This window comes from Sphingobacterium allocomposti (assembly GCF_008124885.1).
GTDB lineage: Bacteria > Bacteroidota > Bacteroidia > Sphingobacteriales > Sphingobacteriaceae > Sphingobacterium > Sphingobacterium allocomposti.
This window is the reverse complement of record NZ_VNHX01000022.1, coordinates 20,819-40,461: the sequence shown is the minus strand read 5'-3', so window position 1 is coordinate 40,461 and position 19,643 is coordinate 20,819. Positions and strand designations below refer to the sequence as shown.

The following is a 19,643-nucleotide window of genomic DNA, read 5'->3' as shown; positions in this document are numbered from 1 at the left end:
CATATATTCTAACAACGCGTGGCAGGATAGTTGCTCAGTGGATAATGCATATATTCGCAGCAGAAGTTTTGAAGCTTCTGAAGCTATAAAAGTTGTCCGAGAATGGATTTAAGTTTACTGAAAAGAAAATTAAGAAAAGACAATCCCCGCTGGGTGATCTTGATGATCGACCTGATCATCGTATTCGGTTGTTATTTGGCCTCACATTTCATAGTAAACAGCTTTCGCGGCGTGTTCGACGTCGAGCTGATGATAAAAAAGAACTTTTTGATCGTGGGGGTTTATCTTGCGGCCTTTTTATGGATGAAAACATATCGGGACATCGTCCGCCATACCGGGCTTAGCGAAGCTATCCGGATTTTTAAAACCGTATGGCTGGCGTGTATGGTACTCTTTGGTATTACACTCGCGATCCGTGCGTATATTCCCACGGAGTCGGCATGGAGTGATTACCTTCGCCTTTCTTATGCGCTGATTTTTACGCATGGCTTTTTCACGATGGTCATGCTGGTGGCTGCACGCGTGGCATATCGGCAAATCTACGAGATGTTGTTCTTTACCAAACGTAAAAGCAAACATGTGCTCATCTTTGGAGCTTCACGTCCCGGATTGGTCGCGTATGCCATGCTTCAGGACGACATCCGTGCAAAAAATAAAGTGGTCGCTTTTGTTGAAGATAAGGCAAATAGGGTAGGGAAAAACTCCCGAGGAATACGGATTATCCATATTGCAGACATAGACGAGAACTTCGTTCACAAACATGATATAGAAGAAGTTGTTATTGCTGTTGAAAACAACGACCCGGAACGATTGTCCAGGGTTACTGACCATTTTCAGCAGTTAAATCTGGAGCTGAAAATTATGCAGCCCGGCCGTTCGTTATTAAATGGTGGGGTCAAGCGGCAGATCCGCAAGCTACGTATTGAAGATTTACTGGGAAGAAAGCCTATCAAACTGGATAATCCGGTCGTCGAAAGTGAGATGAAAGGTCGGACAATACTTGTAACGGGAGCAGCAGGTTCTATCGGCAGCGAGCTGGCGAGACAGATCGCAAGCCTTCCTTACGGAAAATTGGTTCTGCTGGATCAGGCGGAGTCTCCGTTGTATGACGTACAACAGACTATACATCTGTCGAATCCTTCTGAAGCCTATTTCGTCGTTGGCGATGTGCGGGACAGGGCGTTTATGCACCGGCTGTTTGAGAAATATCGGCCGGACGTTATCTTCCACGCTGCAGCCTACAAACACGTGCCCTTAATGGAGGACAACCCCTACGAGGCTATTTGGACAAACGTATATGGAAGCCGGATCATGGCCGATTTGGCGTCAGCATTTAAGGCGTATAAATTTGTAATGATTTCAACGGACAAGGCTGTTAATCCAACCAACGTGATGGGCGCCTCAAAGCGCGCCGCGGAAATCTACATCAATTCCTGCAATGCCCGCAGCGAGACCAATTTTATTATTACCCGGTTTGGCAATGTGCTCGGATCGAACGGGTCGGTCATCCCTCTGTTTGAAAAACAGATGGAGCGCGGCGGACCGTTGACGCTGACGCATCCCGATATAACACGCTATTTTATGACAATTCCGGAGGCCTGCCAGTTGGTGCTGGAGGCCGGAACCATGGGGAATGGCGGGGAAATATTTGTATTCGACATGGGGAAATCCGTAAAGATTATCGATCTCGCCAAGCGCATGATCAAACTTAAAGGATACCGGTATCCGCAGGATATTGACATTCAAATCGTCGGCCTGCGTCCGGGAGAGAAGATCTATGAGGAGCTGTTGGCAAACAACGAGAATACAATGAAGACGCATCACCCCAAAATTATGATCGCAAAGGTATGTACGGAAGATCTGCTGGAGAAACGTCTGTTAATAGAAGCGCTGTGCGCACATGTTGAACACGGCGATTTTACAGGTATAGACAGTGATCTGGAGGCGGTCCGTAAATTAAAGGAGATCGTCCCTGAATTTGTATCCCAAAATTCGGTATTTAGTCAGCTCGACAGGCAAGCCGCTGAAGTTCCTGAATCGCTTAGGGAATAGAAGTGAGAAGTCGGTTAGCTGTAAAGTCGTGAAGTGAGAAGCTAACAGCTAATGGCAGATAGCAGATGGCTATAAGTCGTGGAGCTTAAGTCTACGATTGACCTCGTAGAGGTCATATTTCAATAGAAAACCGTGTACCCAATTACACGACCCTGACAGGGTCGAATATATTCGCGATTGGGGAAGTCGTAAAGTCGTACATTTGTGAAGTCGTGAAATGAATCTAATGGCCGATAGCAGATGGCTATTAGCTATAACCAACAGCCATAAGCTAAAAGCCGTGAAGGCACGTCTTTGTGAGGAGGAGGTAACGGACGACGAAGCAATCTGATATCTTACCGTGAAGACGTAAAGTCGCTGATTTGTGAAGTCGTGAAGGGAGAGGCAAATGGCAGATAGCAGATGGCGGATGGCAGATAGCTAGTGGCGTACGGCTATAAATCGTGAAGTGGTTTTTGATAGCAACGAGCGTCATCTAACCATTCTAACCATTCTAACCCATCTAACTTTTCCAACTACTCAAATCTCACTTCTAATCTTTTATTTCACCTTACATCTCCACTTCTCTAAAACGTTTTCGTAAATAACGACTTTTTTACTGGCGTCCAACTGAAATTATTGATATTATTGTATTTAGCCGCGCGTTATAAACCGCTATATAAAGACATTGTTGTGTACGTCATGCGACGGGCTCGTTAGCTTAGTCTTTCCGAAGAAGACTAATAATGCGCACATAAACCGGATAAAAATAGTATTTGACACCATGAAAAATATGAAAACGTTTGTAAAGCAGTTGCCAGTATATGGCATGATGTTCCTATTCGCCTTGCCGGGGAAGCTTGCCGGCCAACAAAATAAGCAAGGTTGGAAAGATCTTTTTGACGGGAAGTCGCTTCAGGGCTGGAAAGCAGTAGGAGGGGAAGCTCCTTATACCATCGAAGATGGCGCAATCGTAGGTAGGATGACAAAGGGGACACCCAACTCATTCCTTATTACGGAAGAAGAATATGGTGATTTTATTTTGGAACTGGATATTAAGCTGGAAGGCGATCAAACAAATTCCGGGATACAGACACGAAGCCATCTGGATCCGAATGCAAACCGCGGGCGGGGAAGGGTATATGGACGTCAGGTAGAAGTCGATCCTAGTGCGAGGGCTTGGACAGGGGGGATATACGATGAGGCACGACGGGGATGGCTGTATCCGCTTGACTTGAATGAACAGGCAAAGACTGCCTACAAGCCCGAGGCCTTCAATCGGGTCCGCATTGAAGCGATCGGCGACGAACTGAAGACCTGGATAAATGGTGTGCCCGTGGCCTATGTCGTTGACACGGTCGATGCGAAAGGGTTTATCGGCTTACAGGTGCATAGTATCCCTGACGCCCTTGATGGCAAGAAGGTTTATTTTAAAAACATCCGTATTCAAACGGAAAACCTGAAGCCCCAGACGTTTCCAAAAGATATTTATATCGTCAATCTAAAGCCGAACAACCTCAGCAGTGCGGAAAAGAATGCCGGCGTCAAACTACTCTTTAATGGTCAGAACGCAGACGGGTGGAGAAGCGTAAAAGGACCTGCGTTTCCAGCGAAGGGTTGGCAGATACAGGACGGAGAGATCACGGTTTTGCGCGCTGACGGTGGCGAGTCTACCAATGGAGGCGACATTATTACGAAGGACAAGTACGCGGTATTTGATCTTTCCTTCGAATTTAAATTAACGCCCGGCGCGAATAGTGGAGTCAAATACTTCGTAACCCTGAAAGAGAAGACAGCAGGGTCGGCAATTGGTCTGGAATATCAGGTATTGGATGACGAGAAGCACCCTGACGCAAAATTGGGGAGGGACGGTAACAGGACATTGGCCTCCCTGTACGATTTGATGACATCAAATAAAGATGGACGGGCGAGACGGCCTATCGGTGAATGGAATAGGGGCCGTATCGTTGTAACTGCGGATAACAAAGTGACCCATTACCTCAACGGGATCAAGATGTTAACCTACGAAAGGGGCTCCCAAGCCTTTAAGGATCTTGTAGCAATAAGTAAGTATAAAGACTGGGAGAATTTTGGAGAAGCATCGTCCGGCCATATATTGCTGCAGGACCATGGAGATAACGTATCGTTCCGGAGCATCAAGATTAAGGCAAAAAAGTAACCGACAAAAAACCATAAGGAAGATGAACCATTATTTATCACGAAGAAGCTTTATTACCAAAGCCGCTGCGGCAGGGGGAGCGGTGCTGCTTTCAAATAGCGTATTTGCCAATGTAAAGCTGGCTAATCCGAACGAACGGGTAAACCTGGCCTGTATCGGGATCGGAAACCGTGGAGCAGATATCATAAAAGACCTCTATAAAACGGGACTCTGTAACATAGTTGCTTTATGCGACGTGGATATGGGAGCCAAACAGACGCTGGACATACTCAAGATGTTTCCGAATGTTCCGAGATACCAGGACTTCAGGAAGATGTTCGATGAGATAGGAAATCAGATCGATGCGGTTTCTATAGGGACGCCCGATTTTGCCCATTTCGCGCAGACGATGATGGCGATCGACCTCGGAAAGCACGTGTACGTGGAGAAGCCGATGGCACGGACGTTCTGGGAAGTGGAACTGATGATGCAAAAGGCTAGAAAATTTCCGAAAGTAGTAACGCAGATGGGAAACCAGGGACATTCGGAGGCAAACTATTTCCAGTTTAAGACCTGGAAGGAAGCAGGCATCATCAAGGACGTGACGCGCATTGATGCCCATATGAATATGCCCAGAAGGTGGCACGGCTGGGATCCTAACATAAAGGGATTCCCTTATCCGGAAAGAATTCCAGACACGCTGGATTGGGAGCTGTGGCAGATGCAAACCCTAGGCCACGACTACAATAAAGACTATATCAACGGGCAATGGCGCTGCTGGTTCGATTTCGGAATGGGAGCCCTCGGAGACTGGGGAGCACATATCCTGGATACGGCGCATGAATTTTTGGACTTGGGACTGCCCACAGTTGTAGAAGCTAAGTCGCTGGAAGGACACAATTCTTTTTTCTTTCCGATGTCGTCTACCCTGAGATTTCATTTTCCAAAGCGGAAGAATATGCCTGCCGTTGATATAAACTGGTATGATGGTCTGGATAACCTTCCTCCTATCCCAGAGGGATATGGCGTTTCAGGGCTGGACCCCAATATTCCGCCGCCAAGTACAGGAAAAATTGAGCCGGTAAAGCTCAACCCCGGTAAGATCATTTACGGTAAAGATTTAACATTTAAAGGCGGTTCCCATGGCAGTATCTTGCACATTATTCCAGAAGGAAAAGCCGCAGAAATAGCTGGAAGATTACCGGACGTACCTGAGAGTCCGTCGAATCATTTCGCGAACTTTCTGAAGGCATGTAAAGGGGAAGAGAAGACCCGCTCGTCATTTGAGATCGCAGGTCCGCTGAGTCAGGTATTTTGCTTGGGTGTTATTACACAAAGGCTCAACTCGAAAATTGATTTTGATCCAGTCAAAAAGGAGGTTGTGGGGGATCGGTTCGCCCAGTCTTTGCTGGTGGGCCCGCCTCCTGCTAAAGGGTGGGAACAATATTATAGGGTTTAGCCTAAGCATTCATTTATAGTAAATACGGATACCATTATCCGTATTTTTTTTGCCTGTCGCGGCCCTGTTTTAGCCACGACGCAGTCTGCCCAGCAGCTCCCTGGCAAACGCCAAAGAGCCCCGAGCATACTTTCTATAACTAAACAACATATATGAAAAAAGTAGACCGACTAACTACGGCCCCTACTTTCCTGGGAAATAAGCGAGAAATGTTACTGAACACTTGTTCAAGTCTTCTCACGGTATAATTAATGCTATATAACAGCAGGTTCATAATGTAGCTAATCCGCTACAATGTCTATAAAGATACTATTAATTTTTGAATAGCAAAAATTTTGCGTCATTTATTAAAAATATTTTAAGTTTTTTAGTGTTTTGTTATTATCGAGGCAAAATAAATCAAAGCCACTGCTCTTAAAGCTAGCCAAATTAAGGGAAATGAGTTAGTTTTGTAATGTATGAAAGCAGTCATTTTCGATTTAGATGGTACACTTATAGATACACTACAGGATCTGGCCGTAAGCTGTAACCATGTCTTAGCACAGTATGGCTATCCGGTTCATCCTGTCAACTCTTATAAGCTTTTTGTTGGCAACGGTGTTCGGAAGTTGGTTGAGCGCGCCCTTCCAGCTGACCATAGGACAGAAGCCACGATAGACGCGGTAAAACAGACTTTTATAAGTTATTATCAGCTACATGCACAGGATAATACAAAGCCTTATGCGGGTATCGAAGAACTGCTACAACAGCTAAAGGTACAGAATTTTCTTCTTGGCGTAGCATCGAATAAATATCACGAGGCTACTATGGCGCTGGTGGCGCACTATTTTCGTCCGGCAACCTTCGATCTGGTCCTCGGACATCGGGAAGGCCGTCCTGCGAAGCCCGATCCGGATATCGTCTTAGAAACGCTAAGCACATTTGCTGTTGATAAGCAGGAGTGTATTTATGTAGGCGATTCGTCTGTTGATATGCAGACAGCGACCCGCGCCGGAGTGACTGCTGTCGGGGTGACATGGGGATTTCGGACGGAAGCTGAATTGCGTGAAAACGGCGCGGATTATATTATTCACAGTCCGCTGCAATTGTTGGCTGTTCTGGAGAACGCATGTTCTTTCCCTAAGGGCTTGTAGTCTTATGGCTACATATTTTTTATTTGATATTGTTTATTTCGCCGTAAACTACGACATTTGCAGCATCATAATTTAGGTTTATAATTGGTTAGCTAAAGGTTTTCATTCTCCCCGTTTGAAAACCTTTTTTTATTAGCGGATGGCAGATGGCTCTAAGCTGTAAAGTTGTTGATTTGTGAAGTCGTGAAGTGAGAGGCTAATGGTAGATGGCTAATGGCCGTAAAAGCAACAATTGACCTCGTAGAGGTCATATTTCAATAGAAAACCGTGTGCCCAATTACACGACCCTGACGGGGTCGAATAAAAAGCCCGTATTTGCGAGGAGGAGGTACGATGACGTAGCAATCTCATGGCAGATAGCAGATGGCTATAAGCCGTAAAGTTGTTGAGTTGCTGATTCGTAAAGTTAACCCCTAACCCCTAATTTCTGACTTCTCACTTCTAAATGGCAAATGGCTATTAGCTATAAGCCAACAGCCGTAAGCTAATAGCCAATAGTCGTTAAAATTTGTTAAACCGGAAAAGAAGAAACACTATTTCGAACGCTGCTGCGTTTTAAAGACAACAATAGAGTAATTTTTTTTCATAAATTTGGTTAATTAATAATTGGTTAGTAGCAAATCCTGAAGTTCCCCGCTTCAGGATTTTTTTTCTACCTTGAGGACTCGCATTTAATATTCGCGATCTTTTAACTGTGTTTCGAACTTTTATTAACTTCGTAACATATAACAACCATGGAAGAGATCATAGATTATTTATCAGGCATCAATCCAATTCTGGCAGCATTCTATGCGGCGATGTTTACCTGGGCCGTTACTGCGCTCGGTGCATCTTTAGTTTTTTTTATAAAAACGATGAACCGCAATTTTTTAGATGCAAGTCTAGGATTTACAGGAGGGGTGATGGTTGCAGCTAGCATTTGGAGCTTACTGATACCTGCAATCGACATGAGCGAGGGCGAAGGCTTTATGCAGGTGGTTCCGGCTATAGTGGGGTTTTTATTAGGCGCGGGATTTCTCTTCGCTTTGGATAAATCGCTTCCGCATTTTCACGTGAACTTTAAACAGGTGGAAGGGGTTAAGTCGCCTTGGCAAAAGACTACATTGTTGATTCTGGCCATTACCCTGCATAATATCCCTGAAGGTTTGGCCGTCGGCGTATTGTTCGGAGCGGTTGCCGTGGGCATTCCCGACGCAAGTATCGGTGGCGCGGTGGCCTTGGCATTGGGTATCGGACTTCAGAATTTTCCGGAAGGGATCGCCGTAGCCATGCCGTTGAGGCGTATGGGGATATCGCGTCGCAAGAGTTTTTTTTACGGTCAGCTTTCTGCCATTGTAGAGCCGGCTTCGGCCGTTCTCGGTGCCGTAGCCGTTGGGATATTTGCACCCATGTTGCCCTATGCACTTTCGTTTGCTGCAGGCGCCATGATATTTGTTGTTGTGGAAGAGGTTATTCCTGAAGCTCAGCAAAACAAGAACTCCGATCTTGCTACATTAGGTTTTATTATCGGCTTTATTGTGATGATGACCCTGGATGTTGTGCTGGGGTGATTTGTTGCTTGTGAAGTGAAGCTAATGGCAGATAGCAGATGGCTGTTGGCTAATGGCCGTAAAAGCAACAATTGACCTCGTAGAGGTCATATTTCAATAGAAAAACGTGCACCCAATGACACGACCCTGACGGGGTCGAATATCTTCGCGATTGGGGGAGAACCGTAAAGTCGTGAATTGAAGCTAATGGCAGATAGCTGATGGCAGATGACAGCCATAAGCCTACGATACTAACTACTCTAACTCCATCTAACTATTCTCACTACTCAAATCTCAAATCTCACTTCTAATATCTAACATCTCACATCTTTATAGCCCCTCAACCCCGGGGCAGGGGTTTTACTTGGAAGGTCGGAAAAAGTAAAAATTAAAATGTAAAAATTAAAAAGGAAGTTGGAAATAATTTGTGAAGTCTCTAATCACGACCTAATCCCTAACTCCCAACTACCAATCAGTAGAAATGCTGACGCAGTCGAACCAATGCCGGTCATTTCTTCCGCGCAAGGCCGTCTTTGCATAGAGTTTCGGTGTAAAGTCGTGAAGTGAAGCTAATGGCAGATGGCGAATAGCAGATGGCAAATGACAGCCATAAGCCTACGATACTAACTACTCTAACTCCATCTAACTATTCTCACTACTCAAATCTCAAATCTCAAATCTCACTTCTAATATCTAACATCTCACATCTTTATAGCCCCTCAACCCGGGGCAGGGGTTTTACTTGGAAGGTCGGAAAAAGTAAAAATTAAAATGTAAAAATTAAAAAGGAAGTTGGAAATAATTTGTGAAGTCTCTAATCACGACCTAATCCCTAACTCCCAACTACCAATCAGTAGAAATGCTGACGCAGTCGAACCAATGCCGGTCCTTTCCTCCGCGCAAGGCCGCCTTTGCATAGAGTCTCGGTATAAAGTCGTGAAGTGAAGCTAATGGCAGATGGCAAATGACAGCCATAAGCCTACGATACTAACTACTCTAACTCCATCTAACTATTCTCACTACTCAAATCTCAAATCTCACATCTAATATCTAACATCTCACATCTATATTGCCCCTCAACCCGGGGCAGGGGTTTTACTTGGAAGGTCGGAAAAAGTAAAAATTAAAATGTAAAAATTAAAAAGGAAGTTGGAAATAATTTGTGAAGTCTCTAATCACGACCTAATCCCTAACTCCCAACTACCAATCAGTAGAAATGCTGACGCAGTCGAACCAATGCCGGTCCTTTCTTCCGCGCAAGGCCGCCTTTGCATAGAGTTTCGGTATAAAGTCGTGAAGTGAAGCTAATGGCAGATGGCTATTAGCCAACAGCCAATAGCTAAAAGTCGTAAAGACGCGTCTTTGCGAGGAGGAGGTACGACGACGAAGCAATCTAACCTTCTTACTTCTGACTTCCAGCTTCTCCCTTCTAACTCCTAACCACGAACCGGCTCGGTTAAGCGCTCGTCCGATGCTGATCTGCCCATTCCTTGGGACTAATACCAAACTGTTTTTGAAAATTGCGTATAAAGTGGGAAGAAGAGCTAAATCCTACCAAAGAGGATATTTCGTAAATCCGGTAATGTCCCTCTTCGAGCAGCTGAGCAGCCTTTTTTAATCGCGTGATATTGATGAGCTCATTTGGCGAGAGATCAGAAAGGGCCTTTATCTTCCGATATAAGGTAGGTCTGCTCATATGCATTCTGTCGGCCAAAAGGTCAACGCACAAGGAGGCCTCGGTAATATTCTCCAAAATCAATTGGTTCAATTGATTTAAGAATGCTTGATCCGCTTGATTTAAAGCTATGCTTTGCAGCGGGCTCGTGGGGGAGTGGTTGTAGTGAGCACGTACATTCTGTCTGTTTCGCAGTAAACTGGAGATTTGAGCTTGCAGAAAAGTGGGCGAGAAAGGCTTTTCAATATAGGCATCGGCCCCGTATTCCAGGCCCTCAATTTTAGATTGCAGGCTGTTCTTAGCTGTCAGCATGATAAAAGGGATGTGGCAAAACCGTATGTCTTCTTTCAGGCGCGTACAGAGGGCATATCCATCCATGTTTGGCATCATAATATCGCTTATAATAACGTCCACCGGTTGTTCCGTTAAGAGAGTCAACGCGCCGACGCCGTCTTTAGCCTTTAAGACATGGTAGCTGTCACACAGGTCATCCGCAATGAAGTCAAGTATCTCCTGATGGTCGTCCGCCACCAAAACAGTCGATTTACGTGTTGCTGCATTAGTCATAGGTCCCTTCTATTGGTATCTGCAATACGAATATATTTAAATTCTCCGAGTTATTTAAAAAAATTAAAGAGCCGCGGTGGAGTTCGGCGAAGGAATGTGCCAGGGCAAGTCCCAGTCCCGAACCTTCAATCTGCAGATGCCTAGAGGTGCGGTAAAAAGGCTTAAAAACCGCGTTGATGTCCTGCTCAGATAGCTGGCGTCCGTCGTTTTTAACGACAAAGGAGAAAAACCGCCCGTTGCTATCGGCCTTGAGTTCGACGGCCACGATTTTGTCGGCATACTTGACAGCATTGGTCAACAGGTTATCGATGATCTTGCAGACGATTTCCGCGTCGATATAGGCGTCTATCACCTGGTCGCACCGGTAGCTAAAAGACAGGTGGCGTTGGTTGAACGCCGGCTGGAATTCGAGGAGGCGGTCAGAAACCAACTGGTTAACGCTGAGCCGTTCGAGCTTTAAATTATGTTCGCTGCTTTCAATTTTCCGAAAGTCAAGTAGCTGATTGGTCAGGCCGACGAGCTTTTCCGTGTTATTATGCATGGTATCCAGAAGCCGGACGGTGCGCGGATCAGATTGAGGCTGATGACGTAGCCGTTCCAAGGGCGCTTTAATAAGTGTGAGCGGTGTTTTGATATCGTGCGCCACACGGGCTAAAAAATCCATTTTAACTCTGAATAGTTCCCGTTCCCTATGTGTCTTAATAGCTTCTAAGCGCCGTCTGTTTTTTTCTTTGATCCGGCGGTCGTATGTGGTTACCAATAAGTAGATGAGAATCGATGCCGCAATGAAATACAAGATGAATGCTGCGGTACTCGCCCAGATAGGAGGATCAACTTCGATATCCAACGATAATTCGTTGGATATCGCCTGTCCGCTCACGTCGACCGCCTTCACGCGGAACCGGTACGAACCCGGCGGCAGCTTTGTAAAATGGGCCGTATGGGATTGACGTAACAACGTCCACTCTTTGTCGAACCCTTCCAGCAGATACATGTACGATGTCGATTTGGAAGTTACAAAATTTAAGGCGGCGAAATCCAAAGAAATCGTGGATTCATCGTGCTTGAGTTTGATCTTGTTGATGTACGTGACTGCCGTATCAACAGCCAGACTTCCATGCCCGACCCTCAGATCTCTCTGTAGTATCTGAATCCGCGTTATATATATAGGTACCGGCGGTTGCGGAGAGGACAAACTCCTTATCGAATCCGGGTGAAACCGTATTAGTCCGGTTGACGATCCAAAATAGAAATGTCCTTTGCTGTCTTTATGTACCGAATTATAATTGAACTGCAAGTCCAGGAGTCCGGACTCTTTGTCGAAAATCCTGATCTGTTGGTCTTGCAGACGTAGCCGTACGAGCCCCCGCGTGGTCGATATCCATAGATTGCCTTCGTTATCTTCTTCCATTGCCAAAATAAGATTGCTTGGCAGTCCGTCTTTCTTCGTGATGCGCCTAACAGGCGTCCCATTAGCGGACCACTGGGCCAGCCCGTTCTCCGTCGCGATCCATATAAAGTTATTACTGTCCTGGTATACGCGGTTTACACGATTGCTGTTTAAGCTTTTCGGATTGTTTCGATCGTGCCGGAATATTTGTATACGCCCGTCTTTCGGATCAATACGATAAAGCCCGTCGCGCCACGTCGCCAGCCAGAGCACGCCGTCCTTATCTTCAAAAATTGATGTGTAAAAAATATAATCGGGAGCTTCTTTCAACAGGACGACCCGGTCCGTGCCGGGAAAAAATTCGCAAAGTCCCCGCGCCGTAGCCAGTAGCACGCGTCCTTGTCGCGTGCGATAGATATGAAATACGAAATTGTTGCTAAGCCCCCCGTGTGTGTTGTCTGTGTTGAGATGTCGTATAATTTTACGGGTACGAACGTCGACGATGTCCAATCCCCGGTCGAAGGTGCCCACGAGCAAACTGTCGCCGACCAGCGCGAGACCATGAATGTTGGTATGAGACAGGCCGGAAAGGAGGGTAAGCGTGCTGAAAATGCCATTGCTTCGGTTCCATACACATAGACCGTTATCTTCTGTTCCCACCCAAAGTTGCTGATATGAATCTTCCACAATTTCGCGGACGGCATGCCCTTGGATAGAGCTTCGTGAGAACCGGGGGAAAAATTTTTGAAAAAGATCATGTTGGGGATGATGATAATTGACACCGCCGAAGAATGTCCCCACCCAAAGGCCCCCCTGATGGTCGCCACAAATCGTATAAACGGCATTGTCGGAAAGGCTCCAGGGGTCATCTCCCTGATGTCTCAAGACCCGGTACTTTCCGTTATGACGGTTGTAAATAACGACTCCGCTTTCTGTGCCAATCCAAAGATGGTTTGGATCTGGCTGGTAAATGTCCCGCACAAACAACGGGTTATTTCCGATCGAAGGCAGGACCTGCTTTATTTGTCCTGTTTTCGGCTCTAACGTATAAACGCCGTGTTTAGAGGTGCCTATCCATAACAATCCCTGGCTATCTGTATATATCTTTTCGATCCACTGGGGCGCCGTATTCAACTTTGGTAGGCGATAGGATACGTTTGTATTTAAGCAGGTGATAAAATCGCCGCTTCCCATCCATACCCGCCCGGCCTGATCGAAGCCGAACGCGGATACGACATGCTCATGTATACTACTTCGCTGAACCAGTTCCTTGGTCTTGGGCAGAAAGCAGAAAAGGCGGTTGTTTGATATAAACCAGATGTTACCATCCCCATCTTCCTCGATCTGCAGTATCTCAGCTTCTTTCTCATGGGAAAAAGGAGTGAATCGCTCTAAAAACGGATTAAAAATATAGATCCCCTGATCGGTTCCTGCCCAGATATTTTTTTCCCTATCTACCAATAAACTGTGAATAAAGTTGCTCCCCAAACCATTATTGCTGTCCGTATCGCTATAGTACTGCTTAAAAGTATAACCGTCAAACCGATTAAGCCCATCCTTTGTACCAAACCAGAGGAAGCCATCTTTATCTTGGACGCTGCATAGAATAGCGTTATTGGAAACACCCTCGTCGACACCATAATGGTTAAAATAGGGTTGCCCCGATACCGACCCAGACAAAAGGCATAGAAAAGTGCTGACTAACAGTTTGAGGGTGAGGTTAATCGTTTCTTTTGGAATGGTCGGTAGTAGGCTTCGTGCTGGTTTCATACATCGCTGCGGATAAATGCTCATGAATGAGACAAAATAGTAATTTATTGAGAAAATTTGGCAACTGTTTGTGAAAGAGAATACGCATATTTGAAAATGCGTCTAACTGGGCCGGCTGAGGGAACACGGAAAATCGTCGGAGGATAACTCAACGTTTCCAATACAGATCGAAGACCGTGAACGTAAACAAACCGTAAAAAACGAAGCTGCAGTGTAAGCGGCGAATTAAAATCCAGCGTAACAAAATGACTAAGAGACTTCAAGAAACGATATGTATCATATAAAAAGGAGATATATTTTTTGGACATTCCTTTGCCTACTGTTTTTCTGCGTGTGCTGCCGCGGAGGACGTCAACTGGGTGTCCACTCGGCAGACAGCTATGTTAATCCTGTTTTCGAGCCGATATTAGCGGATCCAACGTTGATCAGGGATCCCCACACCGGTTATTTTTATGCTTACGGTACACAGGACGATTGGGGTGACGGGCAGGGGCAGCGGCTAATGCCCATCATAAAATCCAAAAATCTGATGGACTGGGAATATGTCGGAGAGGTGTTTCAGGATAAACCTACATGGAAGGACGGCGGAGGACTGTGGGCACCCGATGCAAATATCGTGGAAGGCAGGTACTACCTATACTACGCATACTCCAAGTGGGGTGACAGTAATCCCGGTATAGGACTCGCTATCGCAGGTGGACCGGAAGGGCCTTTTGAGGATCAGGGCATGTTGTTTGACTCCGAAAACACCGGCGTACCAAACTCCATTGACCCCGCCTTTTTTCAGGAGGGAAGCAAAAAATACCTGGTATGGGGCAGCTTTGGCGAAGGTCCTAATCAGGGCATCCATCTCATAGAGTTGTCGGCCGATGGCAGAAGGGTCGTCGACGTCAATAGAAAAATCCAGCTGGCGGCCGGTGATTGGGAAGCTCCGATGATTCACAAAAAGGGAGGCTATTACTACCTTTTTGGTTCAAAAGGTAGCTGTTGCGAGGGTGCGGACAGCCAGTACAAAGTGTGGGTTGCGAGATCTTCTGCTTTAGAGGGGCCTTATGTTGATAAAGAAGGCGAGCAGGTTACCCAGCGCGGGAGGGGTGCATTGCTTTTGGAAGGCAATGATCTGATCGCCGGGCCGGGGCATCACACCCGATTAATTCGGGACGATGACGGTCAGGACTGGTTTCTCTACCATGCTATCTGGAAAGACAATCCGAAGGTGCGCAGCGGGGCAAGCCGCCGGACGTTGATGTTGGACAAACTCATATGGGAAAATGGATGGCCCCGGATGGAAACTCAAAACCCCAGCCATACTGAACGTGTAGGCCCAAGATTTTTTGAAAGGAGGAAACAATGAACTACAGATTTTTAGTCCTTTGCTGTCTATTGGTCCAGGTGGCCGCGGCTTTAGCGCAGAAAGGTATGCCATCAAACCCATTGAACGTACCTTTGGGCGATCCGTACATCATCTACGATGAAAAAGCAGACAAGTATTACCTTTACGGCACCGGAGGCACTCCTAACAGGTTTGTCGTTTATTCGTCTGCCGATCTCAACGACTGGACCAACGAAGGGGTTGTTTATGAGTCGTCCCAGCCTGAAGCCTGGGGAGTTAAAGACTTTTGGGCCCCTGAAGTATATTTCTTTAATAATAAATACTACCTGTTTTACAGCGCGCATTGGAAAGATAATCCCCATAATGAACTGGAAAACTACCGGATAGGCGTTGCTGTTGCGGACAGTCCGACGGGGCCATTTAAGGATTTGACAGGCAAACCGCTTTTCGATCCGGGCTACCCGATTATCGATGCGAACGTTTTTTTCGCGGATGATGGTAAGTTATACCTGTATTATTCGAGGTGTTGTTATAAGCATCCCGTATCGTCGGAAATCGCCGACTGGGCGAAGGCTAAAGGGTTGTTTCCGGAGATTGAAGAGAGCTGGGTATACGGCGTTGAGCTATCTCCGGATTTCTCTGGAGTGATCGGAGAGCCCGTACTATTGTTGCGCCCACCTTTGAAGATGAATGACCCGCAGTCGGAATGGGAAAGCAGGTCGGTTACTTCGGGAGAAATCAACCGGAGGTGGACAGAGGGGTCATTTCTTTTTAAGCAAGGTGACACCTATTACATGATGTATTCCGCGAATCATTTTGCAGGAGAAAACTATGCAGTAGGGTATGCCACAGCTACGGGTCCGCTGGGACCGTTCCGCAAATCGGCCAATAATCCGGTCTTACAGAAGAATACACAAAATGGAGGTGTGGTGTCGGGAACGGGGCACAACAGCCTTTTACGGGGGAAGGACGGCAGATGGTGGTGCGTTTATCACGGGCGAACCACTACCGGCGGGGATCAGCGATTTGTGTTCATTGACGAAATGAAAATCCTGCCTGACGGAACCCTCGTGGTCGATGGCCCGACTACCGGAAAAAGAAGGTTTTAGTTTTACAGCCGACTACAGCGAATTCATTGTATCCTATTTGTAGCTATCCGTAGCGTGGTCTTTTATGTGAGGACAGTCTAGGGGGCTAAGGCGGGTTGTATCGGCGTCTATTCGTCGCCCGGCGCTGCGCTTCGTACTACTGTGGCCATGTCTCCTCGCTCGAATGCTGCCATGTAAGCGAAATCAGGGGGCGGCGGGAACACTGTCGGACCGCGGATTGAGACGATTTGGCAATAAAATGAGATGATTTGGAAACCTATTACAGTCAGGGGCAACTAACTTTGGTTATCGATTATAAACATAACTAAACTTACCTATGATTGTCAAAAGGATTACATGCATATCATTGCAGTGCATTGTGCTCACCGGACTGCTTGTCGGGGCTGTTCCGGAGGGAGGAGCGGCAGCACATAGCATCCCTTTCGTATGGGAGTCGCAACAACAAACGGTGCAAGGAACGGTTAAAGACGCCCAAGGAAACCCGCTACAAGGCGTGACGGTACAGTCAAAGCACAATCCGGCAGAGGGAACCACAACAGACCAGGACGGTAGATTTAACTTTACCATATCTGCAGTCGATAAAACGATCGTTTTTCGCTCCGTAGGTTACACGACGCTGGAAGTCCAGGCACAAGCCGGAGCGATGGAAATAACACTGCAGACGGACGACGCCAACATCGAAGAGGTTGTCGTGGTTGGATACGGAACACAAAAGAAGGAATCTGTTACGGGTGCTATATCTTCTGTACAATCGGAGGATCTGGCCCGTTCGGTGGCGACGACAACGTCAGGCGCACTGGTGGGGAAGCTCGCGGGCGTAAATAGTAGGATGCCCGACGGCAGGCCCGGCGCTGCGACCAATATAAATATCCGTAATATGGGCAACCCCCTTTACGTGATTGACGGCGTACAGAAGGATGCCGGACAATTTAATAACCTAGACTTCAACGACATCGAGTCTATATCCGTTCTAAAGGATGCATCAGCAGCCATTTACGGGGTACGGGCGGCTAACGGTGTTGTTGTCGTGACGACAAAAAAAGGTAAGAGGGGGGATCAAAATCAATTCAGTATAAATAGCTATTACGGGTGGCAAAGTATGTTTCGCTTCCCCCGGCCGGCCAGTGCGTCGACGTATATCAAAAGTTATATCCAGTCTGACGCTATTTTGGGAACGCCTGAACCTCGGTATACGATGGAAGATCTGGCTAAATGGGAGGAAGGTACAGAGAAGGGCTACAGGCCCTTTGATTGGTATGATTATATACTGGAAACGAGTCCGCAAACATATATTTCCGGAGCAGCGAGCGGCGGTTCGGACAAGATAAACTACTATCTTAGCGCAGGTCACCTCAATCAGAAGTCTATCATACGAAACTATGGAGGCTTTAATAGAACAAATGTTCAGTTCAATTTAGATGCCGATATTTCCAGTAGGTTGAAAGTGGGTGGAAACCTAAACGGGCGGATTGAAAAGCGCCGCCAACCGGGTGTACCGGGCGCCGATGATACGTGGCAGGCCCTATTTGCTATTTATAGAAATCTTCCGACAGCTCGCCCTTTTGCCAATGACAATCCGCTATATCCTGCCCGGACGGCCGCCAATACGGAAACAAATTTCGGCATGTTAAACTATGATCTTTCCGGAGAATATCAAGAGGCTTGGCGGGTTATGCAGCTGAATTTTAATGCAGAGTATAAGCTAACAGACAACTTAAAAATCCGGGGATTGGTAGGCTATTATTTGGCGAATAAATGGATGGATAATCAAGAGTTTACCTATAAGCTTTACGATTACGACGAGGCCACTGATACCTATCCTGTCGTATTTACAATGGGTAATCCATGGCGTGAACGGGATATCCGCCAAGTCGAAGAGCTTAGTTATCAAGCCACGTTGAACTATACAAAAAGTATCGGCAAGAACAATCTGAACGCCGTCTTAGCGGCCGAAGCGATACAACGCGACGAACCGGGATTCTGGTTGCACGACCGGCCGGCATCAAACAGTTTATCCCTAATCTACTTTCAGACAATGGACCAATTTGACGACACGGGGATTGACACGCAGGCACGGGCAGGCTTCGCCGGACGTTTTAATTACGACTACGACGGTAGGTATCTTTTGGAGATTGCAGGGCGCTACGACGGCTCATGGAAGTTCCCCCCGGGAAGCCGCTGGGGATTCTTCCCATCGGTATCTGCTGGTTGGCGTATAGCGCAGGAAAGCTTCCTTAAAGATTCATTTATTGGGAACGCCTTTCAGGATCTGAAACTTCGTGCGTCGTATGGTGCGTTAGGCGATGATAACCTAGATGATTGGCAATATTATGCTTTCGGCTTTTTACCCGGCTATCTCTATAACCAGGGAGGATCTACTATCGGGGGTAATTACGTGGTTGGAGCCCAGCCGCGCGGTCTTCCCGTTACATCGCTTTCCTGGATCCGTGCGAACACATTTGATGTGGGGATTGACTTTGCTCTGCTCGGCGGGAAACTATCGGGAGCACTGGACTATTTTAATCGTAAACGCACCGGGCTTCCCGCATCCAGGGATGATATTTTAATCCCCTGGGAAATGGGGTTCAGTCTGCCATACGAAAACCTAAATTCGGACATTCACCGCGGTGTTGACGGAAGTATTATGTGGAGGAGTAACGCGGGAAATGTCAACTACTTCGTTGGCGGAAACTTTACCTATGCGCGTCAGTTGGACGGCAGACAGTACAAACCACGATTCGGTAACGCCTGGGACGAATATCGGAACTCCATCACCGATCGATACGCGTTCTTAAATTGGGGGCTGCATGCCATAGGACAGTTCCAGAGCTGGGAAGAGATTGAAAATTATACGATTGACAACGATAGGGAAGGAAATACAACGCTCCGTCCGGGGGATATCAAGTATGAAGATGTCAATGGTGACAAGGTTATTAACCACTTGGACGAACGGCCGATAGGCTACCGTCAAGGCGGGTTGCCGTACCTGAACTTTGCGCTCAATCTTGGAGTACAATACAGAGGTTTTGATATTGCCATGGATTTGACAGGAGCTTCTTTTGCATCATACCGGGCAAACTGGGAAGGTATGTTACCGTTCCACGACGGAGGTAACAACGCGGCATACTATATGGAAAATCAGTGGATGCTAAGCGATATCACCGATCCTAATAGTGAATTGATTCCCGGCGAGTTTCCAACGCTTATTCTTGGACGTCAAAACCATAGTAACTATTGGCACAGCGATTTCTGGCTGATGAATGTTACGTATTTAAAGCTAAGAAACTTGCAGATAGGCTATTCGCTTCCTTCATCATTGACGCAACGATGGGGGCTTAAAAACCTTCGCATATATTCGATGATGCAGAACCTATTCAGTATTGACAACTTGGGGAAGATGAAGATAGATCCCGAACTGACAGCCGACTCGGGAATTCAATATCCAACAAATAAGGTGATTAACGTGGGACTCAACATAACTTTTTAATC

The 19,643-nt window shown here is 46.7% G+C and carries 10 protein-coding genes; 8 read left to right on the top strand and 2 right to left on the bottom strand.

Annotated elements, in window-relative coordinates; all coding sequences use genetic code 11:
• Positions 1–102: 102 nt before the first annotated feature.
• From BC792_RS14550 to BC792_RS14530, 5 genes are all read left to right on the top strand, one after another.
• Complete coding sequence (locus BC792_RS14550; RefSeq protein WP_148909745.1) at positions 103–2,052, top strand: polysaccharide biosynthesis protein; 1,950 nt, start codon at positions 103–105, stop codon at positions 2,050–2,052.
• Between the two features lie 772 nt (positions 2,053–2,824).
• Positions 2,825–4,210, top strand: coding sequence for a 3-keto-disaccharide hydrolase (locus tag BC792_RS14545; RefSeq protein ID WP_148909744.1), 1,386 nt, complete (start codon positions 2,825–2,827; stop codon positions 4,208–4,210).
• A gap of 22 nt (positions 4,211–4,232) precedes the next feature.
• The gene (locus tag BC792_RS14540; RefSeq protein ID WP_148909743.1) at positions 4,233–5,648 is read left to right on the top strand and encodes a Gfo/Idh/MocA family oxidoreductase; all 1,416 of its coding nucleotides are present in this window, start codon (positions 4,233–4,235) and stop codon (positions 5,646–5,648) included.
• 458 nt (positions 5,649–6,106) lie between these two features.
• Positions 6,107–6,781 carry an HAD family hydrolase gene (locus tag BC792_RS14535; RefSeq protein ID WP_148909742.1) on the top strand — a complete coding sequence of 225 codons (675 nt, stop codon included), beginning with the start codon at positions 6,107–6,109 and terminating at the stop codon, positions 6,779–6,781.
• A gap of 734 nt (positions 6,782–7,515) precedes the next feature.
• On the top strand, positions 7,516–8,331 hold the full coding sequence (locus BC792_RS14530; RefSeq protein ID WP_148909741.1) for a ZIP family metal transporter: 816 nt from the start codon (positions 7,516–7,518) through the stop codon (positions 8,329–8,331).
• A 1,435-nt stretch (positions 8,332–9,766) separates the two neighbouring features.
• Here the strand turns inward: BC792_RS14530 and BC792_RS14525 are convergent.
• Both BC792_RS14525 and BC792_RS14520 read right to left on the bottom strand, forming a co-directional pair.
• Positions 9,767–10,552 (bottom strand): response regulator transcription factor, encoded by a 786-nt coding sequence (locus tag BC792_RS14525; protein ID WP_148909740.1) that lies wholly within the window; start codon positions 10,550–10,552, stop codon positions 9,767–9,769.
• Entirely contained in the window at positions 10,545–13,712 is a 3,168-nt protein-coding gene (locus BC792_RS14520; RefSeq protein ID WP_170250044.1) for a ligand-binding sensor domain-containing protein, read from the bottom strand. The genes BC792_RS14525 and BC792_RS14520 overlap by 8 nt, the downstream gene beginning before the upstream one ends.
• A gap of 271 nt (positions 13,713–13,983) precedes the next feature.
• On the opposite strand from BC792_RS14520, the gene BC792_RS14515 reads away from it, so the two are divergent.
• The 3 genes from BC792_RS14515 to BC792_RS14505 all read left to right on the top strand — a co-directional run bounded on the left by BC792_RS14515 (position 13,984) and on the right by BC792_RS14505 (position 19,641).
• Positions 13,984–15,066: a family 43 glycosylhydrolase gene (locus tag BC792_RS14515; protein WP_148909738.1), complete on the top strand. Its 1,083-nt coding sequence runs from the start codon at positions 13,984–13,986 to the stop codon at positions 15,064–15,066.
• Positions 15,063–16,154 (top strand): glycoside hydrolase family 43 protein, encoded by a 1,092-nt coding sequence (locus BC792_RS14510; RefSeq protein WP_148909737.1) that lies wholly within the window; start codon positions 15,063–15,065, stop codon positions 16,152–16,154. The genes BC792_RS14515 and BC792_RS14510 overlap by 4 nt, the downstream gene beginning before the upstream one ends.
• Before the next feature lie 316 nt (positions 16,155–16,470).
• Positions 16,471–19,641, top strand: coding sequence for a SusC/RagA family TonB-linked outer membrane protein (locus tag BC792_RS14505; protein ID WP_148909736.1), 3,171 nt, complete (start codon positions 16,471–16,473; stop codon positions 19,639–19,641).
• Positions 19,642–19,643: the final 2 nt, after the last annotated feature.

Excerpts from the sequence above, each read along its gene's own strand:
- BC792_RS14525 (WP_148909740.1), bottom strand. The coding sequence starts at position 10,552 with ATGACTAATGCAGCAACACGTAAATCGACTGTTTTGGTGGCGGACGAC.
- BC792_RS14535 (WP_148909742.1), top strand. The coding sequence starts at position 6,107 with ATGAAAGCAGTCATTTTCGATTTAGATGGTACACTTATAGATACACTA.
- BC792_RS14550 (WP_148909745.1), top strand. The coding sequence starts at position 103 with ATGGATTTAAGTTTACTGAAAAGAAAATTAAGAAAAGACAATCCCCGC.
- BC792_RS14505 (WP_148909736.1), top strand. The coding sequence starts at position 16,471 with ATGATTGTCAAAAGGATTACATGCATATCATTGCAGTGCATTGTGCTC.
- BC792_RS14510 (WP_148909737.1), top strand. The coding sequence starts at position 15,063 with ATGAACTACAGATTTTTAGTCCTTTGCTGTCTATTGGTCCAGGTGGCC.
- BC792_RS14530 (WP_148909741.1), top strand. The coding sequence starts at position 7,516 with ATGGAAGAGATCATAGATTATTTATCAGGCATCAATCCAATTCTGGCA.
- BC792_RS14540 (WP_148909743.1), top strand. The coding sequence starts at position 4,233 with ATGAACCATTATTTATCACGAAGAAGCTTTATTACCAAAGCCGCTGCG.
- BC792_RS14545 (WP_148909744.1), top strand. The coding sequence starts at position 2,825 with ATGAAAACGTTTGTAAAGCAGTTGCCAGTATATGGCATGATGTTCCTA.
- BC792_RS14515 (WP_148909738.1), top strand. The coding sequence starts at position 13,984 with ATGTATCATATAAAAAGGAGATATATTTTTTGGACATTCCTTTGCCTA.
- BC792_RS14520 (WP_170250044.1), bottom strand. The coding sequence starts at position 13,712 with ATGAAACCAGCACGAAGCCTACTACCGACCATTCCAAAAGAAACGATT.